A 24,988-nucleotide genomic window follows, 5' to 3' on the forward strand; every position below is an offset into this window, starting at 1 on the left:
GTTATTCATAACCTCCGATCAACAGTCCATAACCATTGAACATACACCAAATACCCAGGTGTCAAAAGCCTAAAAAAGTAAGGCAACTCTTCAGGCCAAAGGAACCTCCGGCAACGCGGCGCAGGCCCACAGGCTGGCCGTGCCCTTCCCCTCCGTCGCAGCCTTGACAAACCGGCACCACCCCGATAGAAAAAACAATGAAACACCGGTTCACCATAGTAAACCGGATAGTCAATAACATGCGAGCCGAGTGAGCATTTCAGCCATCTGCATCACCGGGCCCTATCCGGCACCCTCACACCCTGTGATGCCGGGTGAATACCAACCTCAACCCACAGGCATCCCATGACACGTGTCGTCCTCATCGCAGCCCCCTACCCCCTTGATGAATGCCCTTCGCCCCCCTTGGGCCTCTGTTACGCAGCCGCCGCCTTTGAAACCGCCGGCGCCGAGGTGCACCTTCTCGATTACATCGTCCGGGAGTATTCCCCTGAAAAATTGAGGGAAGAGTTGACCGCGATTTCGCCCGATATCATCGGTACCTCGTGCGTCACCATGAACTTTACGGGGGCTGCCGCCATCCTCACGGAGGCAAGGGCCATCTGTCCCGACGCCGTCATCCTCATGGGAGGCCCCCACGCCTCCTTTGATATCGACGACACCCTGGCCCATTACCCGGCCATTGACGGCATCGTGGTGGGAGAGGCCGAAGAGACCCTCAAAGAGCTGACGGACCTCTTTCATCAGCGAGAGACTTGGAAAAACATTGCGGGGCTGGCGTTTCGCCGCGGCTCCACCGTCGTCCATACCCCGAAGCGGGACTTCATCCAGGACTTAGACACCCTTCCCCTGCCCGCCCGCCACCTCCTGCCCCTTGCACGATACAAGGCCCTGGGGTTTCCGGTGAGCATCATCACCGGACGGGGCTGCCCCAACCGGTGCATCTTCTGCCTGGGCCGGAAAATGGTGGGATTTCATGTGCGTCAGCGGTCTCCGCAACGCGTGGCCGATGAGATCGAATCCCTTCTGGCCATGGGCTTTGCCACCATCAACATCGCTGACGATCTTTTTACGGCCAGCAGAAAACGGGTTTTCGCCTTTTGCCGCGAAATCAAAAAGCGGGGCCTCGTCTTCAACTGGAGTGTCTTTGCTCGGGTCAACACCGTGGACGAGGAGCTGCTCCGCACCATGATGGAGGCCGGATGCACCTCGGTGAGCTTCGGCATCGAATCCGGCAACACCGAGATGCTCAAACGGGTGAGAAAGGGCATCTCCATCGCCCAGGCTGAAAACGCCGCTGCCCTCTGCCGCAAGGTGGGAATCCGGGCCCACGCCTCTTTCATTGCCGGCCTGCCGGGCGAAAGCAGAGAGACCCTGGAAGAGAGCGTGGCCTTAAAAAACCGCCTCAAAATCGAATACGGCTTCCATCACCTGGCCCCCTTCCCCGGCACCACGGTCCGCGAACAGATGGCGGACTACGACCTCACCCTCCATTCCAATGACTGGGACCTCTACGACGCAGACCAGGCAATTGTCTCCACCTCCCACCTGACATCAGCCGAAATCGATGCCTTTGTCCGGGAAGACGCCCTGCCCATCCACCAGGCCTGGGACGCCGCCAGGGCCCGCTGCGAAAGCGGCACAGCCACCAAAGACGACGAACTGATGGTGCTGGGCAATCGGCGCATGCACCTTATTTTCAAACTGCTTCGCCGTGATCTTCTGGATACGCTCAGCCCCCTTCCCGAGGGGCTTAAAAAGGCATTGCACTCTGCCGCCGAAATCCTTGCAGGTCTCACCGACGAGACCCCTGACTTCACGGAGTTCACCCTGAAGGATCTCGTTGAGAGGGGGTGGGTTACGTTCCATGCGGATCAGGGCACCGGGCGGTTCCACTGGGCTGAAGAAACACCGTGTCCTGAAATCGGCCACCGGAAAAAGGCGGGGTAAATGTCTGTAAAAGGGCCTTCAGATTTTCAACTTAAAAAACTGGGTCCATGCCACTTTTCTGACACGTGCAGCCCGTGCCAAAACAGCAGTCGGGTGGACTGCTGAACCCCATGAACGGGGAATTACAAGCCTCGGGTTCACGAAGGCACCCGGGCGGCGTCATATGTCCTGCAAACGCCATTGCCAGGCCAGCATTCTATCAACAAATTATCATCATAAAATCTTTGACATAACAGTATCATTCGATCATATTTGAAATGTATTTATAATGATTTCCACATCATTCATCTCGCCTTGCAAGACAGCTCGACATCTCTAACACCCCTCCAGACAAGGCTTTTTGTAATTTCACAAAACCGTATTTCTCAACCTACCGACACAGAGCTTCACGATAACCTTTCATAAGGTAAAGACAGCCTATGCCCAAACAAGCCCAGACGTACCTCCCTTAACTTATTATCACTATGGAGGTGATTCAGTACATCAACACGACAAAACAGCTTTTACTCTGTACCAAACAAATACAGCATACTCGTATAACGAATAAGGAGGCATTATGGATATAAGGAATATTGGAATCCAAATCACCATGACTGGCCCAACGGACTCTCAAAAAAACTATACGGTTTCCCTGCAAGAAGGCGCCACCTTTACGATCCGCAACGATGAGCCATACTCTGAGGGAACCTGGGGCGGCGAAGTCGGGACCATAACGATGACATCCAAGGGAGCCCCCCTTAATAGTTTCAATGGAATAAGAATTAGCCCCTCCGAAATTTTCTACAATGCCGCCCTGCCCAAAGGGTCAGATGCATCTGAGATTGGCCTGAATATCGGAGTTGATGTAGACAAGAGCAAAAACTTTCTCATTTTAAAAGTTTCTGGTGGCCAAGAGAACACGGAACTGGCCGTCTACTCGAATTATGGTTCCGGACAGACTCACATTACAGGATATATCGTCCTCCCCCTCACTCAAAACGTCGATGCCCACTCCGTAACTCGTGAAGACATTTTGCAGGCATCAAGATAAGCCGTATCAGAAAGTGAGCATGCCAGATCAGCGCATCAACAAGGCTCAGGCACAAAAAATGTACAAAAAAATGCCGTTGCGCTTTAACCTGAAAGAGGGGTTAGGCGCAGCGGCAAACATCTTTAAAGGTGTCTCACTCACCATGCCGCCTGAGGTATCTTTCTTGTATGTTTTACTGTTGTCCGGCCTCCAACCCCAATATCGTCACACCTTAAAACGGATATTCAGGATATCCCCGTCCTCTACGATGTACTCTTTTCCGTTGAGGTTCATCTTCCCCGCTTTTTTCAAGGCGGCCTCGTCACCGCATGCCATGAGCTCTTCGTATTTCATCACCTCGGCCCGGATAAACCCGCGCTGAAGGTCCGAATGAATCACCCCGGCGGCCACGGGGGCCGGGGAATTTCTCCGCACCAGCCACTGACGCACCTCGTCTTTGCCCACGGTGAAAAACGAGACAAGCCCCAGGGCTTCCAGGCAGAGGCGGGTCAGGGTCTCAAGGGCCATTTCGCTGATGCCGAGATCCTCCATAAACTCTTTTTTCTCTTCGTCGGTATCAAGCATGGCGATCTCGGACTCCACTTTGGCTGAGACCTGCATGGCTTTCATACGCTGAGCCTCGCACCGGGTGAGGATCTCCCCGGCGATGGGGGCCGTTCCGATGTCGTCCTCACCGATGTTCAAGGCCAGGACCATCTCTTTTCGCGTAATAAAGGGGTAGCTGCGAATCAGGGCCTCATCGTCGGCGTCCATGGCCATCATCCGCAAAGGGCGCTCCCCTTCCAGATGAGCCAGCATGCGGTGCATCAACGCCAGCTCTTTTTGCTGGGCCTCGTCCTTGATCTTCCTCAAGGCCTTTTCCAGGCGTTCCACACGCTTTTCCACAAAAATCTGATCGTGGATCAGAAGCTCCGCGTTGACCATATCCATGTCCCTTACGGCGTCCACCGATCCGTCCACATGGTAGACGGACTCGTCTTCAAAGGCACGCACCACATGGCAGATGGCGTCCACATCGACGATATCCCGAAAAATATCTCCCCGTGCGATGGTCTCGGGCTCCATTTTCTGAAGGAGCACCAGGTCAATGCGGGCCCTGGCGGATTTTTCAGGCTCGTACATGGAAACCAGGGCATCAAAGCGGGCATCCAGAATATCAGCGGAGCCGGGGGTGGCCTTTGAAAGGGGCACCCCGTCTTTCCGTTTATTGCCCGTCAATATTTCAAAAAGAGTCATCTTGCCGCTCTGGGGCAGACCGATAATACCGACTTTCATCATGGATATCCTTTTCGTGTTGGGGTCCATGCAGAAGATTCATGCACACGTGCTGGTCGCTGTCAGGGCCAAAAATCATGCATTCTATGGTTAAAGTCGGGTCACAGAGGGCTCAGGAAAAAACAAAAGCGATGCCTCCGACGGCGAGGTGTGCCATCTCGAAAGCAGGTGGCCAATGCGCTTTCCCCCTCGTTCCTCGGAGAAAATCACATTCGCCTTTGATTTTCCAATCCTGTTTATTAAACTTTTTAAACGTTTAGCACCCGGCAGGGCTGCCGGAGGCACCTGTAACCTGGCTGCCTCCGGCGGCATTCAGGGTTGACTGGTGCATTTTTTCCTGAGCCATTAATCATGGCAAAAAGTATGGGGAACCTCAGCCGCCCACCCGAACCGTTCAAAAAGTGCCCTCTCCGCCTCCCCCAGCCCGCATCCCAAGGAGACAATCCGGCCGTCCACAGGGTGAGGAAAGGCAAGGGCCACCGAAAAAAGAAGGAGACGGCGGCAGGCGAGTGTTTCACGAAAAAAGCGGTTGTGCCGCCCGTCGCCGTATACCGTGTCGCCGATGATGGGGTGAGAGAGATGGTGAAAGTGCTGCCGGATCTGGTGGTACCGCCCGGTTTCAAGGGCCACCTTCACCAGGCTGTAACGGGCCGTGTCATAGCGCCCCACCGGCATGGGAAGCTCCACCTCAGCCAGGCGCCGGTACCGACTCACCGCAGGCTTCGGGTTTCCCCGGCTGTTTTTCACAGGGTGATCCACCACCCCGTCGGTATCGGCATATCCCCGGACAACGGCGAGGTACTCCTTTTCCACACGGTGGTGCCGAAAATCCTCGTTGAGGACAGCGGCCAGCTCGCTTCCGAAGGCCATGAGAAGAATCCCGGAAGTCGGCCGGTCCAGGCGGTGGACAGGCCAGACCATCTTGCCCGTGAGACTCCGCAGCTCACGCATGACCGTGGGAGACCGCCGGTCCAGATGGCTCCGGTGTACCAGCATCCCGCACGGTTTGTTCACCGCCACCACGGCATCATCCATGTACACAATATCGGCCTTGGAGAGAAAAGGCGCATCAGCCATGGGAAACCACCTCCACACAGCGCCCTTGCCGGGATCTCCCCATGGCCCCGGGCGCCGCGTCATATACTGAATAAAAACTCAATTTATCGTTCATGGGCGAGTCATAACCAAACCCGCCTGAGGGGTCAATGGGCCCCATAAAAAAACGGCGCGCAGCTTGAAAAGCCACGCGCCGCATTAATAACTACCCGGGCAACCCCTAACCCGGAAATTTCATGAGAAAACGATCACACCAAAACAATGAACTTTTTATTACCACAAAAAACTAAAACATTTTTAAAATACAAAATCAAAACCACCGTTTTTTGATCGCTTCTCTCACCCTTCGGGCGAGCCGAGCACACTCGATTCGTGAAATATCCGGGCTAAAAGGGTGATCAACCACCCGCAGGTGCTTTCTACTCCACCTCAACCGCCGGCTCTTCCTTCAGCAGTTCCGGGGGAAACGCCTTCTCATCCGTGGATGCCACCACCGGTTTCCCGGCTTTGTAAACCCCCCTTCGGATGACCTGGACATAACCGAACTTGTCCCGGCTGTAGATAAACACCATGTTGCGAACTTTTTTCTCATTGAAGCCGGTCCCGTCGATGAGCTCTTTCAAGGTAAACTCCTTGTCGGGGTTACTCTGAAGCAGCTCCATCATCTTTAGGTAATCGGCTCTGTACGTCCGCTTTGTCGGCTTGCTTTTTTCTTTGGAAGCACCAGCTGCCCCCCTTCGTCGTCCACCTCCAGGCAGTTTTCTCTCCACCCGGGCCAGTTGACGACTCAGAATCCGCATCTGGTCTTCAAGCCTGTCCACCTGTCGTTGAAGTTTATTGTAATGAACTCTCGGAACAAAATCACCGCGCATGGTTTCAATCACATGCGAAAAAGCGCTTTCAAGATCGTATCCTGCTGCCATTGACGAATCTCCAAACCTTTCCCGTTAATAGTTTAACAACCCACAGGCAAAGATGATAATTAGAAATCCTAACATGGTCAAGTATTTTATTGCCTAATTCATTTCTCAATAAACATTGAATACATTTTACAGGCTTTGTTTAACCATCTCATTTATCAGGGATGAAACACATGTCACAATACCTAACGCCATACCAACAACCTCACACCAATTTTTCTCCCAATCATTCAGCAAAGTATTAAACCATTTCAGGTCAACGGAGAAAATTGATTGATTTGTCACCTCACAGGTTTACTGAACCCCGAAGCCGGGGATTCCGAAAAAAGGATAAATCCCCTAAAATTACTTCATATTGAATAACTTCTTCGCGAATTTATTCGCAGAGCCCGGTCCCCGGGCCTGCGGAAGCGAATCGCAGAACAGTCCCTCCCCCATTCACCACCCGTCCTCACAGGACCCCGCCCATAAAAAAACCCCTTCAGATGGAGACCGAAGGGGTTCATAAACATCATGGCACCGCATGCCAAACCGGCAGCCTACATCCTCATGCTGATGTCCACGGATCGAGCCTGATGGGTCAACGCCCCCGAGGAGATCACATCCACACCCGATTCCGCATAGGCACGAAGGTTCTCGTCGGTGATATTCCCCGACACCTCGGTCATGGCTCGCCCCCCCACAAGGGCCGCCGCTTTTTTAACGTCTTCCATGGCCATGTTGTCCAGCATGATCACATCGGCTCCGGCAGCCAGGGCTTCTTCCAGCTCGTCAAAGTTCGTCACCTCCACCTCCACCTTCACCAGGTGGGAGATGGACCGACGCACCGTTTCAACAGCAGGTCCGATGCCCCCGGACACAGAAATATGGTTGTCCTTGATCATGACCCCGTCGTAAAGGGCCATGCGGTGGTTGAAGGCGCCGCCCACGCGTACCGCCTCCTTTTCAAGGACCCGCCAGCCGGGGGTGGTCTTCCGGGTATCCACCAATCGCACCGGAAGGCCTTTGACCATCTCGGCGTATCGGCTCACGTGGGTGGCAATACCGGAGAGGCGCTGCAGAAAATTAAGCGCCGTCCGTTCCCCTTTGAGAAGGGCCCTCAAGGTCCCTTCCACCTTCAGGATCACGTCCCCTTTGTCCACCCAGCATCCGTCTCCGGCCACCACCTCGACACGGCAACCGGAATCAAGAAAGGTGAAGCAGGCCGCTGCCGTGGCCGTACCGGCCACCATAAGCCTCTCTTTGGCCACCAGAACCCCGCTCCCCGTCTCACCCTCCGGAATCAGAAAGTCCGTGGTGATGTCACCGGTGCCGATATCCTCGGCAAGGGCCAGGCGAATCAACTCTTCTGTCATCATATTCATGTGCTGTCCCTTTTTGCCTTTGCGGCAGAACACTCAGCTAACCGCAAAGGGGGCATGATACCTTGGGCCTTCAAGAAAAAAACAGCGCGGGTCGGCAGCCGCGAGCAGGACAATCCACCCTCCCCGGAGCTGCCGAAATAAAATCTCCGCACCGTTTTTACGCTGCCGGACCCTTAGTTGCTCTGAACATCCTTGAGCTTCTGGAGGGTAAACGCCAGCTTGTCCAGCTTATCTTTGGCTTCGTCGTGCTGTGCCTGGAACTTGGCAACCACATCGGCAGGGGCCTTGGAGATAAAGCCCTGGTTGTTCAGCTTGCCTTCGAGGCCAGCCACCGCCTTCTCGCTCTTGGCGATGCTCTTTTCAAGGCGCTCGATCTCCCGGTCGAAGTCCACGACCCCTTCCAGGAACACATAGACGGCCGCGCCTTCGACAATGGCCGTGCCCACGCCCTTGGGTCGTTCACCGGTGAGCTTGACTTCACAGGACGCCAGGCGGGACAGGGTCATGATGGTGCTCTTCTCGCGGTTCACCAGGGCCGCCATCTCCTCGGTCTCGGCCTGGACTTCCACGGTGAGCTCCAGGGAGGGGGCGATGTTCATCTCGGACCGGATGTTTCGGAGGCCGGAGATCACGGCGATGACGGACTCCATCTCCTTTTCGGCCACGGCATCGGCCCCATGGGCGGCAAACTCGTCGCACACGGGCCAGGAGGCCTTCATGATGGACCCTTCGGTTCCGGGGAGCTTGCTGTAAATCTCTTCAGAGACAAAGGGGATGATGGGGTGCAGGAGAATCAGGGTGTCATGGAGAACCCGATAAAGCACGGAGCGGGTAGACTCCATGGCCGCATCCCCCATCTTGCCGTAGAGAGCAGGCTTGGAAGCCTCCAGGTACCAGTCGCAGAAGCTGTGCCACACAAAGCTGTACAGGGCGGCAGCCGCTTCGTTGAACTTGTAGGTGTCGATGGCCTCTTCCACCTTGGCCGTGGTCTCGGCAAGTCGTGCCAGGATCCAGCGATCGGCAAGGCTGATGTTGGCGTAGTCGATCTCGGTGTGGGGCTGCTCCAGATGCATGAAAGAAAAACGCGCCGCGTTCCAGATCTTGTTGATGAAGTGGCGGTACCCTTCCACCCGCGCCAGGGACATCTTCACGTCGCGCCCCTGGGCCGCAAAGGCGGTGAGGGTAAAACGGAAGGCATCGGTGCCGTACTCATCGCTGACGGTGAGGGGGTCGATGACGTTGCCCTTGGACTTGCTCATCTTCTTGCCCTCTTCGTCGCGAACCAGGGCGTGGATGTAGACATCCTTGAAGGGGACCTCATCCATGAAGTGGAGGCCCATCATCATCATGCGCGCCACCCAGAAAAAGAGGATGTCAAAACCGGTCACCAGGGTTGAGGTGGGGTAGAAGGTTTTGAGGAGATCGGTGTTTTCCGGCCAACCCATGGTGGAGAAAGGCCAGAGGGCGGAACTGAACCAGGTGTCCAGCACATCGGTGTCCTGGGTCAGGTGGGTGCTGCCGCAGCCGGGGCAGACCGTGGGGTCTGTCTCTTCCACGATGTCCATGCCACACTCGTCACAGGTCCATACGGGGATGCGGTGTCCCCACCAGATCTGTCGGGAGATGCACCAATCACGGATGTTGTACATCCACTCGTAGTAGGTCTTGGTCCAGTGCTCGGGGATAATACGGGTTCTCCCGTCCTCCACGGCGGCAATGGCTTTCTCAGCCAGGGGCTTGACCTTGACAAACCACTGCTGGGACAGGTTGGGCTCAATAACGGTCTTGCAGCGGTAGCAGTGGCCCACGCTGTGGGGGTGATCCTCCACCTTGACGAGGTACCCCTGCTCATCCAGGGCCTTGACAGCAGCCTCGCGACACGCCTCGCGGGTGAGCCCCTCAAAGGCACCGGCACCGTCGTTCATGACGCCTTCGTCGGTCATCACCTTCAGGGATTCAAGGTTGTGTTTTTTGCCCAGCTCAAAGTCGTTGGGGTCGTGGGCGGGGGTGACCTTGAGGGCACCGGTGCCGAACTCCAGGTCGACGTACTCGTCACGGATAATGGGAATCTCGCGGTCCGTGAGGGGAAGCTTCACGTGGGTGGCGGTGATCCCTTTGTAGCGGTCGTCCTCGGGGTTGACGGCCACGGCGGTGTCGCCGAACATCGTCTCGGGACGGGTGGTGGCCACGACAAAGTGACCGGAGCCGTCGGCAAAGGGGTATTTGAGATGGTAAAGCTTGCCTGGCTTGTCCTCGTGTTCCACCTCAAGATCCGCCAGGGCGGTGTTGCAGCGGGGGCACCAGTTGATGATGTAATTGCCGCGGTAAATGAGCCCTTTTTTGTAGAGATCCACAAACACCTTGCGAACGGCCTCGGAGAGCCCATCGTCCATGGTGAAGCGCTCACGGTCCCAGTCGCAGGACGCGCCCATGCGCTTGAGCTGTTTGAAGATGGCGTTGCCGGACTCTTCTTTCCACTTCCACACCTCGTCGATGAACGCCTCTCGGCCCACCTCATGACGGGTCCTGCCCTCGGCGGCCAGCTTCTTTTCCACGACGTTCTGGGTGGCGATGCCTGCGTGGTCTGTGCCGGGCATCCAGAGGACGTTGTCCCCTTTGAGGCGCCGGTATCGGCAGAGGAGATCCTGCAGGGTGTTGTTCAACGCATGGCCCATGTGGAGCACACCGGTGACGTTGGGGGGAGGGATCACGATGGAATAGGGCTTTTTGTCGCTTGTCTCCTCCGCTGAAAAGAGCCCCTGCTCGATCCAGGACGCATAGCAGCGTTTTTCTACTTCATGGGGCTCATACCCCTTTGCCAGCAATTCTCCACTCATATTCAAACCTCATATGTTGATGGGCGCGCACCCTTATGTCCGCTCAAGACGAGCAAGGGCACCCTGCCTGTATGTTCAAGGGTGCAGGCACCGGGGTATCTCACCCCAAGGTGTCGGAACCACGCACTATTCCAGTCGAAGGATTCAACAGCCGGGCCACGTCTGCGAAACCATCCAAAAAGAAAAACTGGAAATTATTAAATAATCTCCAGTCTTCTTGCAACCATTTATTAACGCCCCGGGGAAATCAGGAAAAATTTTCCCGGATCATCTTTTTCATTTTCTCAATATCTTCCGAGAGGTTTTTGCCGATGGCATCGACAATCAACTCTTCGATCCGCTCTTTGAACATGGTCCGGATGACGCGCTCCACCACCCGCTCCAGCTGCTCTTCAGAGATATCGGCCAACCCGGCCATGGAAACAGGCGCCGGAACCTTTCCGTCGGCTTCGCCTGCGTCGTCGTTGATGCCGGACAGATCAAAGGTCCCCTCGGGGAACCCCGGAGGACGCCGGTCAGATGTTGCGGCGACCGGGGCAGGCTCCTGCACCCGGGTCCCCTGCTCATCCACCAGCTCCGAAAGGTCCAGGACCCCGGTGCCTTCGACCTCGCCGGCCCCCTCATCGCCGGCTTCGGTTGCATCAACCGAAGCCTCGTCCAGAGAGATCCCAAGATCCAGAAGGGGCTCGTCATCCTCAGGCAACACAATGGTTTCATCGGGAAGACCTTCCAGAAGGCCATCTTCTGCCGGGGCGTCGCCCACAGCCGCAGGCTCTTCGTCCAGGGAAATCCCAAGGTCCAGGAGGGGCTCGTCGTCCACAGGCAACACAAGGGTTTCATCGGCTAAATCGTCCGGAAGGCCGTCTCCTGCCGGGGCGTCCGCCCCAGCCGCAAGGTCTTCGTCCAGGGGCAGGCCAAGATCCAGAAGGGGTTCGTCATCCACGGGCAACACCATGGTGGCATCGGGAAGATCGTCCAGCAGACCGTCCCCCGCCGGAACGTCGCCGGCAGCGGCCTGCCCTTCGTCCAGGGGAAGCCCCAGATCCAGAAGCGGCTCATCATCGGCGTCCAACACAATGGTTTCATCGGGAAGGTCACCCAGGAGACCGTCTTCGGCCATGGGGTCCAGCCCACCGGCCTCGTCATCGCTGTCTGCCAGAAGCAGATCAATATCCACAAAACCGTCGTCATCACCGGTGGCGGCGACATCCAGGGAGGCATCTTCGGCCACCACCTCACTGCGCTGCGAAATATCGAGGTCATCCAGGCTGAAAGAGAGATCCAGATCATCGCTTTCAAGATCACCGGCCTCATCGCCTTCAGGGACAGGATCCTCTTCAAGGAGGGAGGAAATCTCCGTCAAATCCAGAACGTCATCGCCCGGCATCTCTTCCCCGGGTATCTCCGAAAGATCCCCCATCTCTTCAAGGGAGGGAAGCTCGGTCAGGTCAATGGTCTCTTCACCCAGCCCGGCGCTCTCTTCCGGCACCTCTTCCAGCATGCCGGCCATCTCCGTCAAGTCGATGGTCTCGTCCCCGAGGACGTCATCGCCATCTTCCGAAATCTCTTCGAGCAGCCCGGCCATTTCCGTTACATCGGTGGTTTCGTCCCCAAAGGTGTCATCACCACCTTCCGGGATCTCTTCGAGCAGGCTGGCCATCTCCGTTACGTCGGTGGTCTCGTCCCCAAAGACGTCATCGCCTTCCGGGACCCCTTCGACCAGGCCGGCCATCTCCGTTAAATCAATGGTTTCATCGCCAAGACCGGCTTCTACGCCTTCCGGCACCTCTTCAAGCAAATCAGCCATCTCGGAGCCGTCCAGGGTCTTCTCACCAAAATCCGGAGCCCCGTTCTCAATCGGCAAGTCATCATCGTCCAGGCGAAATTCCTCTGAAAGCTCGACGATGTCGTCATTCGAATCCAGGTCCATATCATCCACAGCGTCATCGTCGCCCGGGATATCGTCATTCCCGTCAACAAACTCCGTCAACTCAATGAGTTCGTCATCGTCTTCCAACCAGTGGTCATCCAATGCATCCGGAGGTGTTTTATCCATGGGGCTTTTGCTAGTGGGCTCGGTCATAATCAGCATCTCCTGGAAGTGAGTAGGCAATGACTTATTTGGTGCAACGCCATGATATTATTCACAAATAGCTTATCCTAACAACGGTATCATACCGAAAATACAGTGTCAAGCGCCTTGTCAGCTCCCAAAACCCGTTTTTAGTGATCTCTTTTTCCCGGCCCGCAGGAACCCCACAGCCCCCGGAGCAGAACCCCGGAGCCACCTGCTATTGACCCCGGGCGGAAGTATGGTAAAATCAACCATTAATCACAGCACCATCCCCACGACGGGCCCCTCCCTTCATTCCACCCCCCTTCCCGCCCGTTAAACCTTCATAGTCGGGAGAGACCATGAAAGAGTCAGCCAGCCTCCACTTAAAAGTACAGGAGCTCTGCGACTGCTATGCAGAGACCGATCCGTTGAAAGAGATGTCCGCCATCATCCGCGAACCGGCCACCGAAGAGACAGCCCTTAAATGGCTTGCCCTGGCCGTGCTCCACGGAGTCAACAGCAACGCTGAAAAAATCAACCTGGTTAAAACCGAATCCGGGAAGGTGGGTATCACGGCCACCTACAGGACAACGGAGCTGCCCTCCCCCGGAGAGGAGACCGGTGCCCGCATCCTCGACATCGCACGGGCCATCACCCATATTGAAACAGACAAGGGAAAAACAGACCTGGCCTTAGGGTTTCGAGGCAACAGCATGGAGTTGAAAATCAAGATTAAAAAGGAAAAGGACCGGGAACGGATCACCCTTCACTTCCCCGGTGAAGGGTAAGGGCTCGGCCGGACAATAATAATACACCATGACGTATTGGCCGTTTGAGCGATACCGTCAAGCCACCGTTCGGTAAGGCTCATGGCGTGCTATTTCACACGCCGATACGCGTATATTTTTTTGTCATTGCCCTAACTCACGCCGCCATGGACGCAACTGGCAGGAACGAAAATCAAGGCCCCAAAAACGCCGATCCCTTTCGTCTTTGGGGCCTTTTAACCATTTTTAATCAGGCAAAAGACGAGAAATCAACACCGCGGCTTTCACCTCGCCTGGCATACCAGTCCGCCTCGTTTTTGGGTGGAGCCACAAGGGAAGACTCAGGCTTTCGAACCAGGGACACGGCATCTGCCGGACAGGTGGAGATGCACAGGCCGCAGCCGATACACAGATCGGCATTGACGCGATACCCGTCTTCCACCTCGTCGATGGCCGAGACCTGACATCGTTCATCGGCGCAAAGCCCGCAGCCCACGCACGCCTCATCATCAATGACCGCCGTGTAGTTGGAATGGACGGCATTGGTCAGCCCCAGCTCATTTTTTGCCCTGAGCACCCCGCAGCAGCACCCGCAGCAATTGCAGATATAAAAATGGCCCTTCTCAAAGTTGTTGGTCATGTGGACCAGACCGGCCTCTTCGGCCATCTTAAGGACCCCGTAGGCCTCTTCCTTGGTGATGGGGCGCAGCTTCAGCGGATGGTTGTCGAAAAAACCGGGGACCGGGGCAATGGAGAGGCACACCTCCATGGGCTTGGTGCAGGGCTCGCCCATGAGTTCATGCTCTTTTTTGCAGATGCAGTCGGTCACGGCAAAGGACTTTCCCTTCTCAATGATCGCCGAGACCTGATCAAAGGGAAGAGCCTGGCTGTCGCTTCCCAGCTCCTCTTCCACCGGTACCACGTGCATCATGGGGGGATCGTGGGTGAAAAACTGCGAGGCAAAACAGGTTTCATACGCCTTGCAGATCTCTGCCATCTCCCGGTCCAGGCTCTTGAGTTGAAACTCATAGATCCCGAAAATCCAAGGGGCCATGCGGTAGACATACACCCCGCCGAAGTCAATGCCGAAGATCTGTCCCTTTCCCCACATGCGCTTGAGATGGTCATCCAGCCCCTCCAGGGGCCGCCCCGACCGTTCGGAGATCTGCTCGGCGGTTTCATAGGTCAGGCGAAGGTCGCAAAAAATCGCCGCCTCCTCCTCGGTAAAAATCCGCTCCAGGATTTTGATCTCCACCCCGTCGTCCGCTGCGGGGAACCCGTTGGGCAGGGTGTCCAGAACCTGTTGCAGCCGCCTGTAAATCGTCTGAGCCATACTCTCCTCCCTTCATTCATCTGCCTGTTGTCTTCTGTAATCTGCCAAAACGCTGCCTTCTGTGCTTAAAGTGCTTTAAAAAAGCCTCCGGCGGCAAGGTGTGCCACCTTGAAAGCAGGTTGCGAATGCGCTTTCCCCCTCGTTCCTCGGGGAAAATCACATCCGCCTTTCATTCAGGGTATGCTGAGAAAACCTTGCCATAACTGTTTGTCAAATTTTTCAAAAACTTGCCCCCGGCAGGGCCGCCGGAGTCATCTTGAAAGCCGGTTGCCGCTGTTGAATCTCAGCGGCATTCATGCGTGACGTGTCTATGTATGTTTCGCCTGTGCCCTTATCGTCTGCCGAGGGGCCGTCACGGAACAGAGTCAGGGCCGGCCTCACCGCGAAACCCGGCGTAAAAGGCGTACAGCAGGCCGCGTTTCATGGACTCCAGGGACCCTTCGTCCAGGGAGCCCCCCTGGAGATGCCCGTCAATGACAAGAAGCGAAAACCCATGGACGGTGGACCATGCGGAGAGCGCAATGGAATACGGACTCTCCCCTTTGAGGATCCCCTGCTTCCAGCATTCGGTGATCTCATCGATGAACAGATGAAAAAAGGGCGTGGACTCGGGCTTCAGATCCTCGGGCATGGGCACGCCCTTGCGCGGCGAGGAGAACATCACCCGAAAGTGGGCCGGATGGGCAATGGCAAAATCAATGTACGCCAGCCCGCACACCATAAAGCGCGCCAGGGGATCCCCCTTTGCCCGCTCAAGGCGGTGGTTGATCTCGGAAAGCATGAGGGCGACCCCTTCCCGTGCCACCGACACAAGCAGGGCCTCTTTGTCTGAAAAATGACGATAGGGAGCCGAGTGGCTAACCCCTGCCCGCTTTGCAATGCCGCGAAGGGTCAGCTCCGCCGTACCCGCCTCCTCAATCATCTCCAAGGCCACTTCAATGAGACGATGCCTCAAGTTTCCGTGGTGATACGCTGTGTTTTCATCTGTGTTTTTTTTGATCATGGCCGGTAGCATACCCCGCAATGTTTACAGCGTCAACATCAATCAACCATATAAAATTTCAGCACCTATGCTCGGCCCTGGGTGCAGACTCTTTGACATTTCCCGGCCCCCGGTGTTCAATGACAAACCGGGAACAACGCAAACCCTTCCAAAAAAAAGCCACGCCCCACGGGAGACGAGACGGTGATAAAATGGATCCCCCGAGTGCTGTGCCTGCTGGGTCGCCATGCCTGGCAACCCATCGAAATACATGGTGAAGCCGTGTTCGTCTGTCGTCGGTGTGGTGCCTTGAGGGCGAGGCAGCACAATGAGGGGCGGAGACTCTGACCGCCCCTTTGGTGCCGAGTCATGGGTGAAGATACTTTGACATTTCCCCCTATTTTATTTACTCATTATCTATACAATAAACATCATACCCAGCCATAAACAGCGCTACACACAGCGAACTGTACAATCAACGTCAAGCATATCTGCTCAACCGGTCAGGAGGCCATACACGACCCGCCACGGGGCAAAGGCCCGCAAAAAGCATCATAGAAAATTGACGACGCCCCCAGCGCCCTGCAAGCCAAGGAGACGCCATGCAATTTATCGATCTCAGAGCCCAGTATGATCAGATTGAAAAAGATGTAAACGACAGGATCCATGCCGTTCTCAAGCATGGACAATACATCAACGGACCGGAAGTCCGGGAGTTGGAGCAGCGCCTTGCCGACTTTGCCGGCACCCCGCACTGCATCGGGGCCGCAAGCGGAACCGGTGCCCTTCTCATGGCCATGATGGCCCTTGGCATCTCATCAGGTGATGAGGTGATCACCTCCCCGTTCAGCTTTGTCGCCACAGCGGAAACCATCGCCCTTTTGGGTGCCGTGCCCGTGTTCGTGGATATCCAGGCCGACACCTGCAACATTGACCCCAGCCTCATTGAGGCGGCCATTACCGACAGGACCAAGGCCATCATGGCCGTCAGCCTTTTCGGGCAGTGCGCCGATTTCGATGCCATCAACGCCATCGCCCGGCGCCACGGGCTTCCCGTCATCGAGGATGCCGCACAAAGCTTCGGAGCCACCTCTAAGGGGCGAAAATCCTGCAACCTCACCACCATCGGATGCACCTCCTTCTTCCCCTCCAAACCCCTGGGATGCTACGGGGACGGCGGCGCCTGCTTTACCGCTGACGAAGCCCTGGCGACGCGCATGCGGGAAATCCGTGAACACGGCCAGGATCGGCGCTATCATCACCCCCGCCTGGGCATCAACGGACGGCTGGACAGCCTCCAGGCAGCGGTGCTCCTTGCCAAGCTGCCCCTGTTTCCGGGGGAAATCGAAAAACGCCGGACCATCGGGGCACGCTATACCCAGGCCCTGGCCCATGACCGCATCACCACGCCCGTGGTCCGCCCCCACAACACCTCTGTCTATTCCCAGTACACCATCCGTGTGGGCGATAGAAACGCCCTGAAGGAGGCCCTTCGGGACCAACGCATCCCCACCGCCGTCCACTACCCCGTCCCCTTGCACCACCAACCGGTCTTCCGTCGGCCCGATGCCCACCTGCCCGTCAGCGATGAGGCATCGGCCCACGTCCTGAGCCTGCCCATGCACCCGTATCTCACCCATGAGGAGATCCATCGCGTTGCAACCGCCGTCCGGGAGACCGTATGAAAGCTGGGGTCATCGGGGTGGGAAAGCTGGGAAAAATCCATGCCCGAATTTACGCCGAACTGGATGCCTTCGAGCTGGTGGGGGTGACCGACCCCCGTCATCCCGGCCAGGAGCACCTCCACGGCTCGGCCTGGACCCGGGACTGCAGCGAACTCCTCGCCCTGGGGGTGGAGGCGGTGACCATCGCCACCCCCACCGTCAACCACCACGAGGTGGCCAAGTTCTTCCTTGACCACGGGGTGCACTGCCTCATTGAAAAACCCATCGCCGTCACCATGGCCGAGGCCGAGGACCTCCTTGAGACCGCCTCCCGCAAACAGGCCTTTCTCATGGTGGGCATGGTCGAGCGATTCAACAAGGCCTACACCGAGGCCCGCAAGATGATAACCGCCCCCATGTTCATCGAGTCCCACAGGCTGGGCCCCTTCCCCAACCGATCCCTGGACGTCAGCGTGGTGCTGGACCTCATGATCCATGACCTGGACATTATCCTCGACCTCGTGGGCGACGAGGTGGCCTCCGTCGAGGGGGTCGGCGTCAAGGCCCTGACGGACAAGGCGGACATTGCCAACGCCCGCATCCACTTCAAGGGAGGCTGCATCGCCAATATCACCGCATCGCGGATCTCCGAAGAGCAGATGCGCAGGACCCGGGTCTTTTTCAACCACAACTACATCTCCCTGGATTTTGCCGAGCACACCATCAAAGCGTTTAAAAGCGGAGACCACGGCATCGAAAAAAGGGTCATCGCCATTGAAATGGAAGAGCCCCTAAAGCGGGAGATCCGTCACTTCCATGCCGGTATCACAGCGGAAAGGCGGGACTACACCCTGGCAAAAAATGCGGTTATGGCCCTTGACCTTGCCCTGAAAATCGACGAAGATCTGGCCAAACGACAGACCCAACTCCGGAACCCGGCACAATGACACCAAGGGACTCCGGCCTCCCGATACTCTGGACACAAGGGCCTCACCGGCCCATAAAGGCAAGGTTGTGAAACTTTTTATCGTTGCAGGCGAACCCTCCGGTGACATGCATGCCACCGAACTGGTCCACGCCCTGAAAAACGCATCACCCGACATCGATGTCTACTCCGCAGGGGGCCCCGGACTGGCCGCCTGCTCCACCCAGGTGGAAGACCTCGCAAGCCTGGCCGTCACCGGCTTTTTCGAGGTCATCAGCTACCTGCCCACCCTCATCCGGGTCTTTAACCGCATCGCGGCAAAGATAGAAGAGATCAACCCCGACGTGGTCATCTTCACCGACTACCCGGACTTCAACTTTCGCATGGCCAAGCGCGTGGCCAAACCGGGCAGAAAGCTCGTCTACTTCATCAGCCCCCAGCTCTGGGCCTGGCGCAAGGGGCGCCTGAAACTGGTGAAGCAGTACATCGACAAGATGCTGGTGATCTTTCCCTTTGAGGAGGGGTTCTACAAAGAAAACGGCGTGGAAGCCGCCTTTGTGGGCAACCCCCTGGTCAACACCATCCCGGCCATGAAGGCGGAGACAAGAAAAGAGGCAGGCCCCCGGCGTATCCTGCTCCTTCCCGGATCCCGCAGCAAAGAGGTCAAGTCCAACCTGGCCACCATGTGTCAGGCCAAAAAGGCCATGGACGGCCGCCTCGATGCCCGCTACTCCGTGCTCAAGCACCCCAGCCTCGATGCCACCCTGTTTAAGAGCGCCCACGAAGCAGGTATCCGCGTGTTCGAGGGCAATCCCCACGACGAATTCCAGAAGGTGGACCTGGCCATCGCCTGCTCCGGTACCGTCACCTTTGAGCTGGCCCTTTCAGGGGTCCCCACCGTGGTGCTCTACCGCATGAACGCCGTGACCTACCATGTGGCCAAGCGCCTGGTGAAGGTGGACGCCATCTCCATCCCCAACCTCATCCTGGGGCACCACGTCTTCCCCGAGCTGATCCAGGATGCCGCCACCCCCGAGGGCATCGCAGAAGAAGTGGTGACCATCTTAAGCGACCCGGAGCGCCTGGGGCGCATCCGTGACGAACTGGGCCGGTTCCGCACCCTGGTCAAGGCCTTTGACGCGGACTACGCCGCCCGGGAGATTTTTTCCCTGGTGAAAAAATAAAAAAAGCCTCCGGCGGCAAGGTGTGCCACCTTGAAAGCAGGTTGCAGATGTGCTTTCCCCCTCGTTCCTCGGGGAAAATCACATCCGCCTTAATCTGAGTGCCGCCGTTTTCAGGGCATTCGCGCGAAGGGTTCTCCCCTCGAAACCGTCCCTGCAGAAAATGCCGATTCCAATCGGTCCGAAAAACAAAAAAGCCTGTGCAATCGCACAGGCTTTTTTATTGATCTCTATGTCCGGGCGCGGGGAACTGAGTGGAATACTCAGGTCGCTTGCGCCCTCTGTGGCTCCCCCGCCATTGGCAGGAAAATCCGCAGTTATTTGCTGTAGCAGTGCTCGGGGGCGGGGAACTCGCCGCTTTTCACCTCATCGATGAATCCCTTGATGCCCTTTCTGGCCTCATCCCCCAGGTTGACGTATTTCTTCACGAACTTCGGGATGTGGCCGGAGTTGATGCCCAGGGTATCGTGCATCACGATGATCTGGCCGTCGCAGTCGGGTCCGGCACCGATGCCGATGGTGGGGATGGTGAGCTTTTCGGTGATGGCCCGGGCAATATGGCTGGGAATGCCCTCCAGAACCACGGAGAAGGCCCCTGCCTCCTGAACGGCCAGGGCGTCTGCCATGAGTCGGTCTTCGTCACGCTGCACCTTGAACCCGCCCATCTGGTGAACAGACTGGGGGGTAAGGCCGATGTGGGCCTGGACGGGAATACCTGCGGCCGAAATGCTTTTTATCACCTCGCACACCGAGGCGCCGCCTTCAAGCTTAACGGCGGAGCAGTCGGTCTCCTTGAGAAAACGCCCGGCATTTCGCACCGCGTCTTCCACGCTGGTCTGGTACGCCATAAACGGCATGTCCCCCACCACCATGGTACGCTTGCAGGCCCTTGAGACAATACGGGTGTGGTAGATCATCTCGTCCATGGTCACGTGAAGGGTGCTGTTGCCCCCTTGAATCACCATGCCCAGGGAATCCCCCACGAGAATCATGTCCACCCCGGTCTCATCCATGAGGCTGGCAAAGGGATAATCATAGGCGGTCATGGCCGTGATCTTCTCCCCTTCCTTCTTCTTGTTGTACAGCGTTGTGACGGTAACCTTTTTCATGACACCCTTCCTTATGTTATTGCATATTGGAAAAAAGTTGTTTCATTTCAACTTGTTTACCGCAACTCATCTTTCCTTCCGGGCACACCCCGTCCATAAAACATCCCGGCCCGACCTTGCCGAAGAGGACCGGAGAGATACCCCGCACGGCGGAAAGCATCCCCACGGCGTAATTCCGGATTTCCCACTGCGCCCTGTCGCAGCATCGCAGCTTGAGGAAGTGGTAGAGCTCCCGCCCGTTCATGGTGGTCACCACGTCCATCACATTGCCGCTTAAGTAAAGGTACACGAGATCCTCTTCCATGACCCCTGCATCGAGGAAGGACTCGTAGAGGTCCATGCTCTTTTCAAAGCAGCCCATATAGATCTCTTTGGCTGCTTCGTTTTCGGTGATGGTTTCGGGCATCACGCAGGTCCGGCTCTTGCCGAACTCCGTAAAGGAAGGCACCACCAGGGACTGGATGCGGTGACGCGCCAGGTGGGTGAGGCAAGACAGGCTCATGTCATTCAGACGAAAGGTCACGTTCACCTGCTCGAGTTCGCGCCTGCGCCGATCCGATGTCACGATGTCGATGACCCCGGCGGTAAGGGACTCATCGTCTTTCAGAAGGGTCAGGGCGTCGGCAGAGGAGCACCCGCTGTGGGAGACAAGGGCGGAGACGGCCACCATCAAATCGGGCTCGCCGGAATGGGTGAGGAGTTCCACCAGGGCGCTGTCGCCTTCGGCACGGCGCTGGACGCCTTTGCCCGCAAGCAACTCGCGGAGCCTGACCTCTTTGTCCTCGCGCCCTTTTTCGACCTTGTCAATGTCATCAAACACATCGGGAAGGATTTCTTTGGCCTGGGCCAGAAGGCTCTCGCCGATCTGCCGGATCTCGGGATACGCAGCCCCGCGGCCGTGAAGACAGGAGTGGAGAATATGGAGCAGTTCCCGGGCATTGACCGTGCAGTAGATATGGCTTCTCAGGCAATAGGGAAGCACAAAACGGGCGTCTTCCTTGGGAACCCCGGCCTCCAACAGCTTGTGGTAATCCTCGAACAGCTCGCTGGAAAGGGCCTCGAACCGATCGGCAAAGGAGGCATCGGCCACCCCACCCTTTTTCAGTCGAAACTCGGGGGCGAGGCCGCCCATCTCGGAGTAATCCACGTACCGGCGGGATTTGATGGTGTACGCTGCCAGTCGAAACTCAATGAGAAACTGTTCAAAAAAGGCGGACACATTTTCAAAAGCGATGTTAAAGACGGCATGCTCGGTGATGGTCACATGCCCCAATGCCACGACCCGTTTGATCAGCGGGCCGATGTTGGTGCGATCCGTGTTCTCATAGATCTCGGTGGCCGCCCCTTTGGTGGATGAAATACGCGCCGCAGAAGCGCACATACGCTCGGGTTCCGGTGTAAAGGCAAGTATGACTGCTCTTGCTTTTTCCATATGGATGTTCTGCTCCTCAATGGTTGATGATAAATGACGGATGTCTATTTCCCATATAATAAAGAGGGAAGGCAGGGCAAGAGCTAAAAAAGCGGGGCGTTGTCAACGCCCCGCTTTCACAGAGAGATATGAAATTGACGTTCCTTGATAACTCCCGGCCTTTTTCAAAAAAAAGACCGACAGGCTCCCACGGGCGGGTCATACAAAATCCCGGCCTCAGGCAAAGGCGGCCAGAACTTTTTCCATCACACCGCCCACGGCCTGCGCCGAGGCAGACTCATCGGCGAGATCCATCATGGAGCCCTTCTCCATGTCCAGAACGGCCAGCTGCGGGTCATCCGGAACGGTGCCCACGATCTCCACCCCGATCTCCTTGACTTCGGCAAGAAAGGTGCCGTTCAGGTCCTCGGGCGCCCGGGTCACCACAAGCCCCTTGTGCTTGACATCGAGCTTTAAGTCCTCGAGCATGTCATGGATCCGCTTGACGGCCCTTAGCCCCCGCAAGGAGTAATCCGTGATAAGAAGCAGGTAATCCACCCGACCGCTGGTGCGCCGACTCAGGTGCTCCATGCCCGCCTCGTTGTCCACCACCATATATTTGTAGGAGCTGGCCAGCTCTTCGGTGAACCGGTTCAGGATATTGTTCACCATGCAGTAGCAGCCCTGGCCCTCCTGGCGGCCCATCACAAGTAGGTCGAAATCCTTCCGTTCGATGATAACCTGGTTCATCAGAAGCTCCAGGTAATTGACTTTGTCCATGCCCGACGGAACCCCTTGCGGGTCCTTCATGAACCCTTCCCGGATATCCCCGACGGTCTTTTCCACTTCAATGCCTAAGGTCTCCCCGAGGTTGCTGTTGGGGTCAGCGTCCACGGCCAGTACCGGGGAGACGCCGTTGGCCGCAAGGTACCGCACCACCTGGGATGCTGTGGTGGTCTTTCCGGTACCGCCCTTGCCTGCAACTGCAATTACTTTTCCCATGGTCATCCTCAATCAGGGTCATGTGTGATGTGATGAAAAAAAACCGCCGCCGCGCCCTGCGCGGACCTATGACGCGATTGCCCTCCGGGGCAAAAAGCATCATAGCACATTAAACTTACGGCGTATCCACCGCCGCCTGTTTTTCAGAGAGCCGCGCCTTCAGGCGGGGAAACAGGTTCAGGTCGGTGTGGGGCAAAAAAAGTGCCGCGATGTAGTGATCCATATAAGAGGGGGTCTCGGAGAGTTCAAAGTTGGTCATCATGCGAACCACATCGACCACATCCTGCCGCAGGGTGTTGGTCAGGGCACTCATCTTGGCTCCCATGAGGGACCCGTTTCCGATGAAGGTGACCTTCTCGGAATCGATCTCCGGAAGAAACCCGATGGTAAAGGCGCGGTCCAGGTCGATGTAGCTTCCGAACCCACCGGCCAGAATAATCTCCTCAATCTCGGAAATGGAGAGCCCAACCTCATTTAAAAGGGTTTCACAACCGCTGTACACGGCGCCCTTGGCGCGGATGAGGTTATCGATGTCCGGCTCTGTGAGGGTGATGTCCCGCCCGATGTCTGTCTCATCCGCCCAGACCATGACGTACTCGGTGATGCCTTCGCTCTCCCGGACCCGCGGATTATGAAGGTCCGTGTTGAATTTTCCCCGGCTGTCGATGAGCCGGTTCTCAAACAGGACGGCCACGGTGGTAATGAGGCCGGACCCGCAGATCCCGCGGGGCCTGACACCCCCCACCGTCCGCAGCATCGGCTCCCAGCTCACCGGATCGATGGAAAAATCTTCAATGGCTCCCGGAGCTGCCCGCATGCCGAATTTAATGCCCCCACCTTCAAAGGCGGGACCTGCGGAACAGGCGGTGCAGGCCAGCCACTCCCTGTTTCCCACCACGATCTCGGCGTTGGTGCCGATGTCGATGAAAAGGGTCAGCTTGTCGCTCCGGTAGAGGCCGCTGCCCATGACCCCTGCCACGATGTCCCCCCCCACATAACTGGAGATAAGCGGGTAAATAAGGGCCGTGGTGTGCTCGGCAAGGGTAATGCCAAGGCTTTGGGCCAAAAGGGGAGGATAGACGTTGGCCGCCGGAACATAAGGCGCACGGCGGATGTTCCGGGGGTCGACCCCCAGCAGAAGCTGGGTCATGGTTGTGTTGCCGGCGATGGCCACTGTAGAGACCTCTTCCATGTCCACGCCGCTGCGGGACAGGAGGCGGCCCACAATGTCGTTGATGGTCTCCACCACCACCTGGCGGAGCCGCTCCAGCCCCCCGTTCTTTTCGGCATAGATGATCCGGGAGATCACGTCCTCCCCGTAGCTCACCTGGCCGTTGACCTTGCCGCACTGCTCCAGCACGGCGGCATCCTTGAGGTTAAAGAGCTGGCCGTAAATGGTGGTGGTCCCGATATCCAGGGCGATGGCGTAGTTGAAGTCCGTCCGGTCCCCAGACTGGATGTTGATGATGCGGGACTTGTTGCCGATCTTCACCGGCCGTTCAAGGGTCACCGTGGCCTTGAACTCCCCGTCCCGGAGCACCTTGGGCATCTTCCGGATAACGGACAGATCAATGTCGAGCCCCCCTTCCCCCCTCACGTTTTTCAAGTACTCGAACAGGCGGGTCACATCGGCGCTGTGGTCCGACGCGTCGGGGACGGGAAGGTCCACGAAGATCTTCTCCATGGGAGGAATGAACAACCCCTTTTCTTTCAGGGCCTCAAAATCCATTTTGCGGATATGGGCAGTGGTCCGCGGCGTGGCCTGGGGCAATTCCCCTCCCAGAAGGGCCGAGGACTCCATGGGTATGCGAACCGTCAGATGGTCCCGCACCTCGGTCATGCAGGCGAGGCGCCAGCCTCCGTCGTAGTCTTCCCTGGTCAATTTGTCGGTTTGTTCACAAGCCGACGCCCCCTTCTCAACCATCACGCGGCACTTGCCGCAGACGCCGCCCCCGCCGCAGGAGGCATTGATGTGCACGCCGGCTTCCATGGCGGCAGCGATAAGAGTCTCTCCGGCTGCGACTTCAATGGAGACATCGTGGGGAATGAACTGCACCGTGTATTTTTCCATACTCTCTCCCGAGTGGGTTTTCACCAGATCCGTTCCAACGGGTCGGTGCGATACG

Annotated in this window: 18 protein-coding genes; 6 read left to right on the forward strand and 12 right to left on the reverse strand. The window is 57.0% G+C overall.

Going from position 1 to position 24,988, the window contains the following annotated elements; translation table 11 throughout:
• Nucleotides 1–345: 345 nt before the first annotated feature.
• Both BLQ12_RS07265 and BLQ12_RS07270 read left to right on the forward strand, forming a co-directional pair.
• Entirely contained in the window at nucleotides 346–1,950 is a 1,605-nt protein-coding gene (locus tag BLQ12_RS07265) for a B12-binding domain-containing radical SAM protein (protein ID WP_092209765.1), read from the forward strand.
• 556 nt (nucleotides 1,951–2,506) lie between these two features.
• Nucleotides 2,507–2,980, forward strand: a complete 474-nt coding sequence (locus BLQ12_RS07270) for a hypothetical protein (protein ID WP_092209767.1) — start codon at nucleotides 2,507–2,509, stop codon at nucleotides 2,978–2,980.
• Between the two features lie 204 nt (nucleotides 2,981–3,184).
• Here the strand turns inward: BLQ12_RS07270 and BLQ12_RS07275 are convergent, their stop codons facing one another.
• The 6 genes from BLQ12_RS07275 to BLQ12_RS07300 all read right to left on the reverse strand — a co-directional run bounded on the left by BLQ12_RS07275 (nucleotide 3,185) and on the right by BLQ12_RS07300 (nucleotide 12,515).
• On the reverse strand, nucleotides 3,185–4,258 hold the full coding sequence (locus tag BLQ12_RS07275; RefSeq protein WP_254782017.1) for a DUF933 domain-containing protein: 1,074 nt from the start codon (nucleotides 4,256–4,258) through the stop codon (nucleotides 3,185–3,187).
• A 342-nt stretch (nucleotides 4,259–4,600) separates the two neighbouring features.
• Nucleotides 4,601–5,332 (reverse strand): pseudouridine synthase, encoded by a 732-nt coding sequence (locus BLQ12_RS07280; protein WP_175469565.1) that lies wholly within the window; start codon nucleotides 5,330–5,332, stop codon nucleotides 4,601–4,603.
• Between the two features lie 398 nt (nucleotides 5,333–5,730).
• The gene (locus tag BLQ12_RS26920) at nucleotides 5,731–6,234 is read right to left on the reverse strand and encodes a hypothetical protein (RefSeq protein ID WP_139163890.1); all 504 of its coding nucleotides are present in this window, start codon (nucleotides 6,232–6,234) and stop codon (nucleotides 5,731–5,733) included.
• 536 nt (nucleotides 6,235–6,770) lie between these two features.
• The gene (gene nadC / locus BLQ12_RS07290; protein ID WP_092209775.1) at nucleotides 6,771–7,595 is read right to left on the reverse strand and encodes a carboxylating nicotinate-nucleotide diphosphorylase; all 825 of its coding nucleotides are present in this window, start codon (nucleotides 7,593–7,595) and stop codon (nucleotides 6,771–6,773) included.
• A 173-nt stretch (nucleotides 7,596–7,768) separates the two neighbouring features.
• Nucleotides 7,769–10,432, reverse strand: coding sequence for a valine--tRNA ligase (locus BLQ12_RS07295; RefSeq protein WP_092209777.1), 2,664 nt, complete (start codon nucleotides 10,430–10,432; stop codon nucleotides 7,769–7,771).
• 247 nt (nucleotides 10,433–10,679) lie between these two features.
• Entirely contained in the window at nucleotides 10,680–12,515 is a 1,836-nt protein-coding gene (locus BLQ12_RS07300) for a hypothetical protein (RefSeq protein ID WP_092209779.1), read from the reverse strand.
• Between the two features lie 332 nt (nucleotides 12,516–12,847).
• Here BLQ12_RS07300 and BLQ12_RS07305 point away from each other — a divergent pair, with 332 nt between their 5' ends.
• Complete coding sequence (locus tag BLQ12_RS07305) at nucleotides 12,848–13,276, forward strand: hypothetical protein (RefSeq protein WP_092209781.1); 429 nt, start codon at nucleotides 12,848–12,850, stop codon at nucleotides 13,274–13,276.
• 229 nt (nucleotides 13,277–13,505) lie between these two features.
• Here BLQ12_RS07305 and BLQ12_RS07310 read toward each other — a convergent pair whose 3' ends face one another.
• Together BLQ12_RS07310 and BLQ12_RS07315 are read right to left on the reverse strand one after the other, a co-directional pair.
• Nucleotides 13,506–14,588: a 4Fe-4S dicluster-binding protein gene (locus BLQ12_RS07310; RefSeq protein ID WP_092209783.1), complete on the reverse strand. Its 1,083-nt coding sequence runs from the start codon at nucleotides 14,586–14,588 to the stop codon at nucleotides 13,506–13,508.
• Between the two features lie 352 nt (nucleotides 14,589–14,940).
• Entirely contained in the window at nucleotides 14,941–15,591 is a 651-nt protein-coding gene (locus BLQ12_RS07315; protein WP_175469566.1) for a TetR/AcrR family transcriptional regulator, read from the reverse strand.
• 581 nt (nucleotides 15,592–16,172) lie between these two features.
• Between BLQ12_RS07315 and BLQ12_RS07320 the strand changes: the two genes are divergently transcribed.
• The 3 genes from BLQ12_RS07320 (at nucleotide 16,173) to lpxB (ending at nucleotide 19,343) form a co-directional block, all read left to right on the forward strand.
• Entirely contained in the window at nucleotides 16,173–17,255 is a 1,083-nt protein-coding gene (locus BLQ12_RS07320; RefSeq protein ID WP_092209787.1) for a DegT/DnrJ/EryC1/StrS family aminotransferase, read from the forward strand.
• On the forward strand, nucleotides 17,252–18,181 hold the full coding sequence (locus BLQ12_RS07325) for a Gfo/Idh/MocA family protein (RefSeq protein ID WP_092209789.1): 930 nt from the start codon (nucleotides 17,252–17,254) through the stop codon (nucleotides 18,179–18,181). The genes BLQ12_RS07320 and BLQ12_RS07325 overlap by 4 nt, the downstream gene beginning before the upstream one ends.
• Nucleotides 18,182–18,248: 67 nt before the next feature.
• The gene (gene lpxB / locus BLQ12_RS07330) at nucleotides 18,249–19,343 is read left to right on the forward strand and encodes a lipid-A-disaccharide synthase (RefSeq protein ID WP_092209791.1); all 1,095 of its coding nucleotides are present in this window, start codon (nucleotides 18,249–18,251) and stop codon (nucleotides 19,341–19,343) included.
• 314 nt (nucleotides 19,344–19,657) lie between these two features.
• On the opposite strand, the gene panB is transcribed toward lpxB, so the two are convergent.
• From panB to BLQ12_RS07350, 4 genes are all read right to left on the reverse strand, one after another.
• Entirely contained in the window at nucleotides 19,658–20,449 is a 792-nt protein-coding gene (gene panB, locus BLQ12_RS07335; RefSeq protein WP_092209793.1) for a 3-methyl-2-oxobutanoate hydroxymethyltransferase, read from the reverse strand.
• Between the two features lie 16 nt (nucleotides 20,450–20,465).
• Complete coding sequence (thyX, locus tag BLQ12_RS07340) at nucleotides 20,466–21,881, reverse strand: FAD-dependent thymidylate synthase (protein WP_092209794.1); 1,416 nt, start codon at nucleotides 21,879–21,881, stop codon at nucleotides 20,466–20,468.
• Nucleotides 21,882–22,097: 216 nt separating this feature from the next.
• Nucleotides 22,098–22,862: an ATP-binding protein gene (locus BLQ12_RS07345; protein WP_092209796.1), complete on the reverse strand. Its 765-nt coding sequence runs from the start codon at nucleotides 22,860–22,862 to the stop codon at nucleotides 22,098–22,100.
• Between the two features lie 115 nt (nucleotides 22,863–22,977).
• Nucleotides 22,978–24,933 (reverse strand): ASKHA domain-containing protein, encoded by a 1,956-nt coding sequence (locus BLQ12_RS07350; RefSeq protein ID WP_092209797.1) that lies wholly within the window; start codon nucleotides 24,931–24,933, stop codon nucleotides 22,978–22,980.
• Between the last annotated feature and the right edge of the window lie 55 nt (nucleotides 24,934–24,988).

The organism is Desulfoluna spongiiphila, from assembly GCF_900101345.1.
In the GTDB taxonomy this organism is placed as follows: domain Bacteria; phylum Desulfobacterota; class Desulfobacteria; order Desulfobacterales; family Desulfolunaceae; genus Desulfoluna; species Desulfoluna spongiiphila.